This window comes from Bacillus aerius (genome assembly GCF_029894105.1).
Taxonomy (GTDB): domain Bacteria; phylum Bacillota; class Bacilli; order Bacillales; family Bacillaceae; genus Bacillus; species Bacillus altitudinis.
Genome location: NZ_JARYHO010000001.1, coordinates 1,035,807 through 1,048,730, shown reverse-complemented (window position 1 = coordinate 1,048,730; position 12,924 = coordinate 1,035,807). Strand labels below are relative to the sequence as shown.

The window sequence follows — 12,924 nt, the reverse complement described above, 5'->3', positions numbered from 1 at the left end:
CTTTCCCGACTCTTTTCATATCATAAACCATCATGATCTAAAAGGAGGCTGGCAATATCATGTATTACGGTTATTATGACTACTCGCCATATGACATGCGCCAAAACACAAGGATCATTGCAGACCTTGAAAGGCCATCAATGGCGAATATTCTGCGATCCAATGCTATGAAAAACTTGCACAAAAAGCAAAAAATCCTGAAGCGAAAAAAATCATTCAAGAAATACGTCAGGATGAAGTCAGACATTATCAGCTATTTACAAAGCTATACTATTCTTTGACTGGTAAAAACCACAAACCAAGCATAACAGAGCCTTGTCCAGACCAATTTAGGGAAGGTCTCTTATTTGCCTTTAAAGACGAACAAAAAACAGTCGATTTTTACTTAACGGTATCAGACTATGTCCGTGATCAAGGAACAAAGGAATTAATGAAGCGTATTGCTCAAGATGAACAGCAGCATGCTGTCTGGTTTCTATATCTTTTAACGCACCATGTTTCTTAGTTACCCCTATTTTAATAGGAGATCGTATGTTCCGTCAAAAAATGAAATTGCTTTTTTGCTCATTCAATATGTGAAATAAAGGGCTGTCATCATCAAAACGCCTCTTCGCTTTTCCTTTTTTAATGATAAAACGACCTTTTGACCATAAAAAAACTCCTCTGCTACAAATCGCAGAAGGAGTTTTTTGTTATTTAATGAAATTTTGCTTCATTACTTTGTTGCTGTTGTTTTAACAATCCATCAATCGATAGCATCTTGCTGCCACTAAGTGTCAAGTAAAGCGCCATGACCATTAAAGAAAGTTCAAATTCATAACCGCCCACAAATCCTCTTGCAAAACCAACTGTGATAATGGCTACAGCCATAATTGGCACAAATAAAGCTGCGAAAAGACGTGTGCCTAAACCTAGAATCAGGGCAATTCCACCAACCAGTTCAATTGTTTTGACAATATAGGCCATAAATTCTGGGACACCAATTTGACCAAAAAATGCAGCAGTACCTCCTAGTCCACCTTGATATGCTTGAAGCCCATGTAAAAAGAAAATAATGCCTAAGATGACGCGTACAAAAAGTGTTCCTATTTCTTGATTTGTTTTCATATAGTGATTTCCTCCCATTTTTACACTACATCATGTAATGTTCATTCGTAAAAAAAATTAGTAATTTAAGTTGAGCATAATCATTAAGACCAACATGAGGATGGTTGATGTCACAATTGGGATAAGTGGTACATTGAACGGTATGTTGTATGTTGGGTTTAAGATTTTTTGGATTCTTAAATTCAATGCTCGGTCTCCAAAGGACACGGCAAATTTCGTTTGTTTTTGAAACTGGGTTCTATTTTTAATGAGTTTCAAAAGGGCTTGCCCTACTCCAAGCTCAGTCCCTGTCTGCTGAATGGCATAGTCATCTGCAATGACTTCACGAAAAACGGAGTAACTTTGTCTCATATGCTTTAACACAGGAATGTACCAAATCACTTTTGTGAGCATAGAGAAAGCGAAAGTCTTTAAAGGATCGTAGCTGTATTTGTGATGTAATTCGTGATAGACAACAGCATCGATTTCCCCTTCATCCAGCATGTCTATAAGCGCTGTTGAGAGATACACCTTTGGCCGAAGCATCCCCATTGCGAAAGCAAGCGGTTCATGGCAATGAAACACAATGATCTCATTTCTATAATTGTCTGATCGACTTTGCGTTGAATGTTGATCGACTGCCATCATCATATTTCTTTTGAAATGAAGATACTTTCTGACCTGCTTCGTCATATAGAAAACGGCAAAACCAAGCGTATACAAGACAAACGCATCCAGAAAATACTTTAAAGGAGTGAATCCATAAAATTCGAGAACAGATTGACACACATGGATCAGGTTATATGCTTGATTCCAGCCAAAAAAGCTTGAGAGTACATAATAGCCCATCTGGTAAAAGATCACTAAGCCAATCAATATACCGCCTAAAAACAGCAGACTCGACTTCATTTTAATCATGTCGTTTCTCCTCTTTTTTGGATGCAAGCCTTGCTTCGAGTACCTTCAGTAATTCAGGATCAGCACTTTCAATTGCGTCCACCATATGATTGACTGCAAGGGGGCCGAAATCATCCATCAGTCCTTGAGTAATCCATTTCGTTTGCTCATTTAGAAATTCTTCTTTTGTTAAAACAGGGTTATAGATAGATGAACGCCCTTTTGTTTTCTTTTCCACAATTCCTTTTTCGGTTAATCGATTGAGTACCGTCATGACCGTGTTGAAATTAATTGGCTTCTCATCTGACAGCTTCTGCTGTACCTCTTTAATCGGCATATCCTCACCTTGATAAAGGATCTCCATAATCCTTCCTTCTAAAGGACCGAAAAAGCGGTTCAATCCCTTTTCGTTATATTTAAAAGAAGGAATTTTCATGTCATCACCTCACACTAAGCATTGTAGTGTAATTGAAAATGATAGTCAACAGATAACAAAAATAGGGTAAAATCGTTGCATATTGTATTTGTTTTTGGCGAAAATTATATGTCATTTATATCAAAAACAATATTTTTTCTAACAGAGTTAAACATAAGTTAATCTTATGAAAATACTAAAAAAATTCGTATTTTATTTATAGAGACTTTTGTATTATAGTGAAGATAACAACATTTCACTTACTGAACAAATATACAGGAAGAAGGTTTATACGTGATGAAGCAAGGAAACAGCCTTCGAACCGATCTCATTTTGATTGCGGTAAGCGGTTTAGGTGGATTCCTTTTGTCTCTAACAGGGATGTCTATCGGCTGGATGATTGGCACATTAATGACAGCTGCATTTATTGCCCTGCGCCGTCCCGCCCTGTTTCAGCGTAAAGGAAAGAATACCTTACGTATTCACAGCAGATGGCTACTCCTTGGTCAATTCATTCTCGGAATCGAACTAGGACAAAAAATGAACATGAAAGTCCTTCACATTTTCGCTGAAAATTGGCTTCCAGTGAGTTTCATGCTCGTTTTTTCTATTTTATTAGCCATGCTCTCCGGGTTTGTCTTATGGAAGCTGAGTAAAACAGATATGCTGACCAGCTTTGTCGGCACTGCCCCCGGCGGTCTTTCCGCTATGCCGGGCATCGCCCAAGAGGTTGGAGCAAATACAGCTGTAGTGAGTCTCGTACAAACGATACGTGTGTTAATGGTCGTACTGACCATTCCATTTACGGTATTTTATTTAAATACAAAAAGCCAATCAGATGTGGTAGTCGCCCAAGGCAGCGCCTTCTCATCAGGCGTTTTCACAATATCAAACATTTCTTGGACTGCTGCACTCATTTTAGGGGCATGGCTGATGTCACGCCTAGCCGTGCGTCTTCACTTTCCCGCCCCTTGGCTGATCGGCAGTATGTTAGGTGTGGCGGCTCTCCAAGTAGGGGCAGGCGCCTTGACAGGTCATGATTTGATTCCTTACTGGCCAGCCCAAGCGAACATTGCGTCACAAGTATTTCTAGGGGCAACCATCGGGTCAAAAATGAATAAACAAATGTTTGTCGGGCTAAAAAATACCTTGATTGTGGCCGTCGTCAGCTCAGCCGGATTGATTGCTGCGACCGTTCTCAGTTCAATTGCCATTGCAGAAATAACAGGTATTTCTGTCATTACGGCCATTCTTGCTTTTTCGCCTGGCGGTATTGCAGAAATGGCCACAACAGCTGTTACACTTCATGAGGATTCCACATTTGTTGTGGCTGTACAAGTCGTCAGAATTATTTTGGTCATCGCCATGCTGCCACCGTTTTTTCGTTTCTTACATCATGTCTGGGCAAAAAGACAGACTGATTATAAAGCCGCTAAATAAAAAGAGCCGCTTTGCATAAGCAGAGCGGCTTTCAGATGGTCTGACAACGGGCTAAAATGATGTTGATTTTAGTCCGTTGTCTTCTTTTCAGCGTGATAGAAAACCTTTGCAGTCTAGGAAGGTCGAGCACCAGAGCGGAGCGAATTTGACATTCGTGAGCACTGGAGCGCAGACATGACAACGAATGCGAGGGTTTGTCTACACGCTGAGCCGCTTTGCATAAGCAGAGCGGCTCTTTTTTATTCATCATGATTCCTTTTTACACCGACTACTTGATCCTTTGAGATCGTTCCAAAATGCCGGCTGTCAAAGCTATGTATTCGATTATCTCCGATCACGAAGTAATGATTGTTTTGTATGTTCTGACGACCGGTGATGGCTTTCAGCTGAAAATCACCTGTTAGGACGTTGCCCATTTTATGTTTTTTCTGCTCTTTTAAATACGGCTCTTTCCACTTTACACCATCAACAAACAGTTGATCATCTTCATATTTGATTGTTTCTCCTGGAAGTCCAATGACCCGTTTGATCAAGATTTGATTTTTAGGGCCATGAAATAACACATAGTCAAACCGGCTAATTTTCGTGAGTTTTGGCGAGAACTTGTTAATTAATAATTCTGTTCCATCTGTAAATGTCGGGTCCATACTAACCCCTTCTACTTTGTACGTGACAAACATGAAATTCTTTACTTGGAACAACAAGACGATGCATGTAATAATCATGAACCATAGCAATGGCTTCTTTTTCATTAAGAGCCTCCTTTGTCCTCACGCTGACTCATCCGAATATTCAACCTATTTTCTACTCTCTTTCCAACATACCATAATAAAGCAATGACTAGAACCGCAAAAACACTTCTTAACGGATTCTTTACTAAAGCTGAAATGTCATAGCCGATAAAACTAATAATAAAGAGCATGACACACTTCCCTGATAAAGCGGCTAATGAGAACTGCCAGACGCTGATTCTTGATAGACCTGCTACGACATTAACGGCAGCAGACGGTGTAAAAGGAAAGCAGAGTAAAATAAACAACGGACCAAATCCCCGCTTTTCAACCCAAAGCATTAGCTTTTGAATAGAAGGGTGTCTGCTAATAAAGTTCAACATCCTCATCTGTCCAAATTTTCTGATCAGTAAAAAGACAAGGATAGACCCTGCACTTGCACCAATCCAGGTCAATAAAAAGCCTTCCCATAGCCCAAAAGCATTTGCATTGGCCACCGCAAATGCCACGAGAGGTAAAAACGGTAGAAATGCTTCTATTAAAGGGAGTAATATAGCCACAATGGGTCCAAAAGCCTTGTAGCTTTGAAAAAATGATGTGATATTTTCATGAGTAAATATAGAAAGAAATAATGGCAACTTGTTTGACTCCTTCAAGGTTTGTCTATCTTTCATTTTACATGGAAAACATAAAAATATACAAATGAATCCCTCTCAGCACCCCTTGAGATTTTTTAACTCATCCGATATAATAAATAAGAACAAGTGTTCTATAAATAAAGAAAGCAGGCATGGACATGACGAGATTATCAAGCGTACAGCTTCAGATGATGGAACAGGCCATCTTTCTTCCAATGGTCATCTCCATCCTCAATCGTGATTTGACGTACCTTAAAAAACATCAAACATTCAAACTAAATGAACCATATATTCAGCTAGTCACTTCTTCATTAAAAGAAGCACAAAAAGCCCTTTATCAACTGAAACAACAGTTACGTAAAGAAAAAATGAACGTACAGCAAATTGAACACGATGAAGGATTTACGACATATTTATTTCTGATAAATGGCTATGAAGAAAAGCATAAATATTTTAATCCCCGTATACGTCATCGTGTAGAGGAAATGCTCACCCATTATTTCCTCCATTCAGGAAAATAATATGGTTATATTTTACATTTACAGAAGGAACTCTTCAGTTTTTGGCGAATTGATTGTTATACCAAAAATTAGGAGGTCCCAACTCATGTTCAAAAAAATAACAGCACTCACCTTAGCAGCAGGATTACTTGTGCCAAGCACAGTGTCAGCATTAGAACCACTGCAAACAGGAAAACAAGCCCCAGCAGCATCTGCACAAATAACAAGTGTAGCCTATACAACGGTTTCTATCGTTGGAAAACGAGTGAAGTTTGAAGTGAAAGCACTCGAAAATCCTTTTAACATGAATTACTATAATCGAATTGCTTGGACGAGTACGGACGAAGAGCCAAGTGTATTCAATGACAATATTCTATCGGTCATTGTCGCAAAAAAAACCGGACAGGCTTATCAAGTCTTTTCATACGAAGCGCTCATTTCGGTAAAGGACAAGATTGAATCAGGTCAAAAGGTGTATGGCTGGGCGCTTGCTTTAAATGGTGTATGGTACCCAACGATGCCTGCAACCCTCTATTATTAAAAAAAGCCTGCCACAGTGGCAGGCTCCAGATTGTTGACAAAGGGCTAAAATGAACTTTATTTTAGCCCTTTGTCTTCTTTTCAGCGTGATAGAAAACCTTTGCAGTCTAGAAAGGACGAGTACTGGCGCGGAGCGAATTTCACATTCGTGAGCACCAGCACGCAGGACTGACAAAGAATGCGAGGGTTTGTCTACACGCTGAAGCCTGTCACAGCGGCAGGCTCTTTCTCCATTATGACAATTCGAGCTGTTTTCTCAGCTCTTGTCTCACTTCTTCTAATCCTGGTCCATCTAACTCAAAGTAATACACATTCCCAGGCTGGTAATCGTGTCCTTTTAACTGAATGGTATCCACTGATTTTAATGAACTCAGTAAAGGGAATAGACCGATCAACTGCTTCATGGATAAATTGGTGGAGACGTTATCCCCAAGTGTATCAATGATGTTGTCATAAGACGGTATGGAAGAAATGGATTTGGATTTTTCAAAGATGGCTTGAAGTGCTTCCATTTGGCGCTTTCCGCGCATGAGATCACTATCTGCCTTTCTCGTTCTCACAAACGCTAATGCTTCTTCACCACTGAGCGTATGCGTGCCTGTTTCCACATGAACTTTTCCTTTTGAATCCTTTTCCATTTGTTTTGCAATGCCTTCATCTTCAATCGTTACGTCAATTCCATTTAGCTCATCGACAATGTCTTGAAACGCCTTAAAGTTTCCTGCAATTACATAGTCTACCGGGATGTTTAACAAATTCTCTACCGTTTTGACTGATAAATCTGCACTCCCAAACGCATGGGCGTGAGCAATTTTATCATATCCTCTCCCCGGTATATCAACATAAGAATCACGAGGAATACTTAGGAGCTTGATCGTTTTGTCTGTTCGATTCACCGTCGCCAGTAAGACCGCATCACTTCTTGCTTCGTCTACCGTTTCACCTGGACGGCTGTCAATCCCTAAGAGCAGTACCGAAAAGCTATCCTTTCCTGGATCAAAAGCTTTCACACGCTTTTGCGAGGTCTCTCCTCTTTCTAAAGATACTTGCGCTTTATTCGACGCTTTTGAAATTTTATAGTATGCGTATCCTGTGACAGATACTGCCATGATCATGACAAATGCCATGATAAACAGCACGACTTTCACCCAAGGTCTTAGCCTTCTTTTTGATCTTGTTTTCTCCTTCATCCTTTCCGAACCCTCACTCTATCTTAGTCTCACAATGTAGGTTCCACTATAACATATTTTGATGAAAGTTGCCTGCACGCAACATATTTTTATGTATCCACAATAAAAAAGCTGCTCAAAATGAGCAGCTTTTCATCCATTACTTTTGTTCAATTCCTTTTTTCACTTCATCAATCATCGCATTCAATGATTCAAGGCCGCCGCCTGCTAAATACCACATGTCAGAGTTTAAATACACCACATGATTGTTTTTAACCGCTTTGACTGATTTCACATAATCATTTTCAACAAGCTGTTTCGCAGACGTTTCTTCTCCAATCGCCGCGCCGCGATCCACGACAAATAAGTAATCTGGATTCGTTTTGACCATATACTCATACGAAATGCTTTGTCCATGTTTATCAGATGGCTCTAGCTTTTGATCTGCTGGTGTGATCCCAAATACATCATGGATCAGACCATATCTTGACTTAGGACCAAATGCCGTCATTTTGCTGTCGTTCGCCATGATGACGAGTCCATTTTTCTTTAACTCTTTGGCTTGTTTCTTTAATGAAGCCACTTTTTGGTCAATGGCAGAAAGTTCTTTTTTCACTTGGGCTTCTTTATCGAAAATCTTTCCTAATGTTTCAGCATTCTTTTTAAATGAATCCATATAGTTTGCGTTATCTACATCCATATAAATCGTCGGAGCAATTTTAGAAAATTCATCAAATGCATCTGCTTGACGGTGCTGAATAATGATCAAGTCAGGCTTCATCTCTGCAATTTTCTCAAAGTTTGGTTCTTTTAACCCGCCGACATTTTCATATTTGTCACTTTCATATTTAGATAAATAGTGAGGAATCACTTGTTTTGGTAAGGCTGTCACGTTGACACCAAGCTTATCAAGTGTATCGAGACTTCCCATATCAAAGACGACGACTTTTTTCGGGTTTTTCTTGACGTTCACACCGTCTTTATTCAACATATCCTTTACTGTTACGGTTTCCTCATTCGTTCCCTCTGTTTTTCCTTGGTTACCACAGGCAGCAAGGACAGCAATCGCTGTTAGTACTGTTATCATCCAAATCCATTTTTTCATGATTGATCACCTCTTCATTTTTTTAAGAAAAATATAAGCAAATACGCTCACCACGAATGACTTCGATCGGTATGCGCATGTCATAAATGTGTTCAAGTGCTTCTGTTTGAATCACTTCATCAACGCTTCCTTCTTTGATCACCTGACCTTCTTTTAAGGCGACGATGTGATCTGAATAGACAGATGCAAAGTTAATATCATGGAGAACAACAACAATCGTTTTTCCAAGATCTTTCACGAGCTGCTGAAACAGCTTCATCATTTCAACTGAATGGTTCATATCTAAATTATTTAAAGGCTCATCTAAGAAAATATAATCCGTATCCTGAGCCAGCACCATGGCAATAAAGGCTCTCTGCCTTTGTCCGCCGCTTAGTTCATCTAAATATTGATGCTGGATTTCGACGAGTCTCATGTATTGAAGAGACACATCAATCATGTTCTCATCTTCTTTTGTCAAGCGGCCTTGAGAGTAAGGAAAGCGGCCAAAGCTGACAAGCTCACGAACGGTCAGACGCACACTCATGTGGTTCGACTGCTTCAAGATGCTCATTTTTTTCGCAAGCTCCTGAGGAGAGTAAGCACGATAAGGTTTGTCCTCTAAATAAGCTTCCCCAGTATCAGGTTGAATCAGGCGGCTCATGATGGACAAAAGCGTACTTTTGCCTGCGCCATTTGGACCAATGAGAGAGGTCAGCTGTCCTTTTTTTACACTGACAGTTGTTTCGTGAAGCACTGTTTTTCCGTTATATGTCTTACTGACTCCCTTCATCACGACCATGAACGACTCTCCTTTAAAAGTAGATAAATAAAATACAGTCCGCCGACTAAATCAATCAGCACACTAAGCGGTGTTTGAAACGTAAATACCTTTTCCACAAGAAATTCCCCGCCTACAAGCGCAATGACACTAATGAAAAACGAACCTAATAGCAAGTACGTGTGCCGATATGTACGAAACAGCTCTCTTGCCACATTTACGACGAGTAAGCCAAGAAACGTAATCGGGCCGACGAGGGCCGTCGCAATAGAAACAAGGACGGCAATGACGATCAGCATCTTTTTTGTGATCCCGTCATAGTCAATCCCAAGATTCACAGCCTGTTCCTTTCCTAACGACATGACATCTAATTTCGCGCGAAAGGTCCAAATATAAAGACAAAGCACCGCAAATAAAAGAGAAGCGAAGAGTAAAATATCTGTGTTCATGTGATTAAAGCTGGCAAAAGACTTGTCCTGTACGACTTGGTATTCATTCGGGTCAATGAGCATTTCCATAAAGGAAGAAAGACTTTTGAACAATGTTCCAAACACAATCCCGACAAGCAGGAGTAAGAAAATATGCTTGTTTTTGCGTTTGAACATGACCGTATAGAGAAGCACAGAAAAAAGAATCATTAATCCAACGCAGAGAAAGAAATTCAGGTTCTTATTCGCGATCATCAAGTTGGTCGATCCAAAAAGATAAATAATCGCCGTTTGCAAAAACAAGTAAAGCGCGTCTAACCCTAAAATGCTTGGGGTTAAGATTCGGTTATTGGTCAATGTTTGAAACACAACAGAAGAAAAGGCAATCGCGCCTCCTGTCAAAGTCATGGCAAGCACCTTTTTTAAACGGCTCGGCACTGTGTACTCCCAGTACCCCATTTGAAAGGTGACGAAGATGACAACGAATACGGCTGCAATGGCTGCAATGAGAAATAATGTTCGTTTCTTATGCATAGCGCTTCCTCCTTAATAACATGTACAGGAAGATCGCACTTCCAATGATGCCAACCATAAGCCCGACAGATATTTCATATGGATAAATGATCACCCGTCCGAGTACATCACATATGAGCACAAAAATGGCCCCTAATAAAGCCGTATGCGGAAGGCTCTTTTTCAAGTGATCCCCTCGGTAGATCGATACAATATTCGGAATGATTAAGCCGAGGAATGGCAGCATGCCAACAGTCAAAATCGTTACAGACGTAATCATCGAAACAATCACCAAACCAACTGCCATGACACGTTTATACGTTAAACCTAAATTGACGGCAAAGCTCTCACCCATACCAGCCACTGTAAAGCGGTCAGCATATAAATACGCGATGATCAATAGAGGAACACTCACATAGAGCAGTTCATAACGCCCCTGAACAATAAGAGAAAAATCTCCTTGCAGCCATGCGGATACGTTTTGGATCAAATCATATTTATAGGCTATAAACGTGGAAATTGAACTAACAATTCCGCCAAACATTAAGCCGACTAACGGTACGTAGATCGTATCGTTCACCTTAATATGGCGTAAAATTTTTAAGAATAATAGATTGCCAGCTAACGTAAATAAAAACGCAATCGCCATTTTCATCAGCGGGCTTGCCTGTGTAAAAACAAGCATGGCGGTTAAAATACCCAGCTTGGCCCAATCCATTGTTCCTGCAGTCGTTGGAGAGACAAATTTATTTCTCGTCATGCTTTGCATGATAAAACCGCATAAGCTCAGGCTCATGCCAGCAAGCACAATACTCATCAGCCGCGGGATGCGACTTGAAAATAAGGTGTTCATTTGTTCATCTGATAGATGAAACAACTGTAAAAGAGACAGGTCCTGTACCCCGACAAACAGCGACGCACATGCCAAACACACAAACAACAAACTTAATTGGTACAACTTCATACAGGGTTCACACTTTCTATCAAGCTCTCTGCCACAAATGATTATCATTATCAATTAAGCGACAGTTCATATATTATCATATTTAGTGAAATATTCAATAGTAGAATGAGGGTGAAAACCGCATAAAAAAACAGCTTTTGGAATCAGCTGCTTTTTACGCTTCAATATTCAATTGAAACTGCCCCTGCAGTTCCTCTTCAGCCTCTTGAAATAACTGCCGCAAATTCTCTGCATAATCACCAAGCTCGTCTTTGCTTGCTTGATAATGAATCCACGTGAGCTCTAAAGGCAAGCTCACTTCTCCTGTTAAACAGTCCCAAAGGGCATCCAGATTTTTGCCGTAATGATCAGGAAGTTGTAACACTGTTTTTAGTTGATCATGAAGCTCCTCTTGTGATCTGCACATCGCACCATTTAGCTGTACTTTTTTCATTTTCCTCCCCCTCTTCTGTCTTTATTTTAAACGAATTGGAGAGGAAAGAGAAAGAATCCATTTCACTTTTGCCTCTCTCTGAAACTTAAACTAAGTAAGATCAGGCAGGCAGCCAGCACGAACATGAAAAAGAGCGTTAACACTGTCTGAGTACCGTACATATCAGCAAAGAGACCAACGAACACACTTGGTATGCCAAGACCTAGATACGCAAACAAGTAATATCCAGCAACGGCTCTAGCCGCTTCCTTCTTCCCTTTCTCAACAATCAGCTGGAGACCTCCTAAGTAAGTAAATCCATAGCAAGCTGTGCCCGCTAAAAGAGTTCCAGCAAGGACAAGGAATATGGACCCGCTATTAGCACCGAATAACAGCAGGCCATATCCACACGGAAGACAAATAAAACCGATACGAAGCGCTGCACTGCTATTCATCTTTCGGACAAAAGGCTGCATCAGAACACCTGCCATATTAATAAAAAACAGCGCTGGGCCTACCCACAATTCATAGCCATTTAATTTAAGCTGTGCTGGCAAAATCGAAATGACAAGACCGCACACAGACCATGCGATAGCAATGGCTATGTTCGCAGGCATTGTCCCTTTTGGAAACCTCGGCATGTTCATTAGCGGTTTACTTGCCTCCCCTTGTACAGGCGGCACCAAAAAGAATACAGCAACAATCGTCAACATAATCAAGACCAACACAATCCAATAGCTAAGAGGCGTCAGTGACACTTGCTCAAAAGAAAGAATCGCTGTAAAAAGAGCACCTCCCCCAAATCCAATTGAACTGCATAATGCGATAAACGTTGGGATCCAGCCCGATTTCTCTGGATATAAAGCAATCAAGTAGGCAGTACATGTGCCAACACTTAACCCAAGTCCCACTCCTTGCAGCAGCCGGGCGACAAAGAGCATTTGTATGGTCGGATGCACGATCATGAGCAGGGTGGCACATAATGAAAAGCAAAGTGCGATCAATAAAATCGGTTTTCGTCCTGCCCGGTCAGACATGCCGCCAAGTAACAATAATACTGGAATCAGTCCGAAAACATACGCAGCAAACACAAGGGCTGTTGACGCCTTTCCGTATCCTGCCTGCTCTGCATATTCCGTATAAAGAGGGACTTGCAGGTTCACTGCTGTTGTAATCATAAAAAGGCTAAATAAAACGAACACAAACGGAATCATAGATAGCTGTGCTGTTTCTTCTTTTGATGCAGGAATCATGGGACTCTCTCCTCTGTGTAAATGATATGAACCAGTGTACACATCATTTGGATTTCTTCCCACATCCAAAAAT

The 12,924-nt window shown here is 40.6% G+C and carries 15 protein-coding genes and 1 pseudogene; 4 read left to right on the top strand and 12 right to left on the bottom strand.

Annotated features, from left to right (window positions below; all coding sequences use genetic code 11):
* Nucleotides 1-59 precede the first annotated feature (59 nt).
* Nucleotides 60-505, top strand: a pseudogene (locus tag M2353_RS05350) (ferritin-like domain-containing protein).
* Nucleotides 506-696: 191 nt separating this feature from the next.
* On the opposite strand, the gene M2353_RS05345 reads toward M2353_RS05350, so the two are convergent.
* The 3 genes from M2353_RS05345 to M2353_RS05335 are packed head-to-tail and all read right to left on the bottom strand — an operon-like array spanning nt 697 to nt 2,419.
* The gene (locus M2353_RS05345; RefSeq protein WP_008348626.1) at nt 697-1,107 is read right to left on the bottom strand and encodes a DoxX family protein; all 411 of its coding nucleotides are present in this window, start codon (nt 1,105-1,107) and stop codon (nt 697-699) included.
* Between the two features lie 57 nt (nt 1,108-1,164).
* Nucleotides 1,165-2,004 carry a M56 family metallopeptidase gene (locus tag M2353_RS05340; RefSeq protein WP_284725077.1) on the bottom strand — a complete coding sequence of 280 codons (840 nt, stop codon included), beginning with the start codon at nt 2,002-2,004 and terminating at the stop codon, nt 1,165-1,167.
* Complete coding sequence (locus M2353_RS05335) at nt 1,997-2,419, bottom strand: BlaI/MecI/CopY family transcriptional regulator (RefSeq protein ID WP_007499135.1); 423 nt, start codon at nt 2,417-2,419, stop codon at nt 1,997-1,999. Before M2353_RS05335 ends, M2353_RS05340 begins: the two co-directional genes overlap by 8 nt.
* Before the next feature lie 276 nt (nt 2,420-2,695).
* Here M2353_RS05335 and M2353_RS05330 point away from each other — a divergent pair, with 276 nt between their 5' ends.
* Nucleotides 2,696-3,838 (top strand): AbrB family transcriptional regulator, encoded by a 1,143-nt coding sequence (locus M2353_RS05330; protein ID WP_007499137.1) that lies wholly within the window; start codon nt 2,696-2,698, stop codon nt 3,836-3,838.
* A 239-nt stretch (nt 3,839-4,077) separates the two neighbouring features.
* On the opposite strand, the gene lepB is transcribed toward M2353_RS05330, so the two are convergent.
* A complete protein-coding gene (gene lepB, locus M2353_RS05325; RefSeq protein WP_007499139.1) occupies nt 4,078-4,590 on the bottom strand; it encodes a signal peptidase I in 513 nt (170 codons plus the stop codon).
* On the bottom strand, nt 4,590-5,207 hold the full coding sequence (locus tag M2353_RS05320; RefSeq protein ID WP_148944869.1) for a TVP38/TMEM64 family protein: 618 nt from the start codon (nt 5,205-5,207) through the stop codon (nt 4,590-4,592). Before M2353_RS05320 ends, lepB begins: the two co-directional genes overlap by 1 nt.
* A gap of 158 nt (nt 5,208-5,365) precedes the next feature.
* On the opposite strand from M2353_RS05320, the gene M2353_RS05315 reads away from it, so the two are divergent.
* Nucleotides 5,366-5,728 carry a YhjD family protein gene (locus tag M2353_RS05315; RefSeq protein ID WP_017360224.1) on the top strand — a complete coding sequence of 121 codons (363 nt, stop codon included), beginning with the start codon at nt 5,366-5,368 and terminating at the stop codon, nt 5,726-5,728.
* A gap of 85 nt (nt 5,729-5,813) precedes the next feature.
* Nucleotides 5,814-6,248 carry a hypothetical protein gene (locus M2353_RS05310; protein ID WP_035392499.1) on the top strand — a complete coding sequence of 145 codons (435 nt, stop codon included), beginning with the start codon at nt 5,814-5,816 and terminating at the stop codon, nt 6,246-6,248.
* Nucleotides 6,249-6,480: 232 nt separating this feature from the next.
* Here the strand turns inward: M2353_RS05310 and M2353_RS05305 are convergent, their stop codons facing one another.
* The 7 genes from M2353_RS05305 to M2353_RS05275 form a co-directional block, all read right to left on the bottom strand.
* On the bottom strand, nt 6,481-7,437 hold the full coding sequence (locus M2353_RS05305; protein ID WP_007499147.1) for an LCP family protein: 957 nt from the start codon (nt 7,435-7,437) through the stop codon (nt 6,481-6,483).
* A 139-nt stretch (nt 7,438-7,576) separates the two neighbouring features.
* A complete protein-coding gene (locus tag M2353_RS05300) occupies nt 7,577-8,521 on the bottom strand; it encodes a siderophore ABC transporter substrate-binding protein (protein WP_284725076.1) in 945 nt (314 codons plus the stop codon).
* 22 nt (nt 8,522-8,543) lie between these two features.
* Complete coding sequence (locus M2353_RS05295) at nt 8,544-9,302, bottom strand: iron ABC transporter ATP-binding protein (RefSeq protein WP_019743341.1); 759 nt, start codon at nt 9,300-9,302, stop codon at nt 8,544-8,546.
* Entirely contained in the window at nt 9,293-10,243 is a 951-nt protein-coding gene (locus M2353_RS05290; protein ID WP_284725075.1) for an iron chelate uptake ABC transporter family permease subunit, read from the bottom strand. The genes M2353_RS05295 and M2353_RS05290 overlap by 10 nt, the downstream gene beginning before the upstream one ends.
* Nucleotides 10,236-11,186 (bottom strand): ABC transporter permease, encoded by a 951-nt coding sequence (locus M2353_RS05285; protein ID WP_017366964.1) that lies wholly within the window; start codon nt 11,184-11,186, stop codon nt 10,236-10,238. Before M2353_RS05285 ends, M2353_RS05290 begins: the two co-directional genes overlap by 8 nt.
* A 154-nt stretch (nt 11,187-11,340) precedes the next feature.
* Nucleotides 11,341-11,619, bottom strand: coding sequence for a barstar family protein (locus M2353_RS05280; protein WP_041507495.1), 279 nt, complete (start codon nt 11,617-11,619; stop codon nt 11,341-11,343).
* Nucleotides 11,620-11,681: 62 nt separating this feature from the next.
* Nucleotides 11,682-12,851 (bottom strand): MFS transporter, encoded by a 1,170-nt coding sequence (locus M2353_RS05275; protein ID WP_268362550.1) that lies wholly within the window; start codon nt 12,849-12,851, stop codon nt 11,682-11,684.
* Nucleotides 12,852-12,924 lie beyond the last annotated feature (73 nt).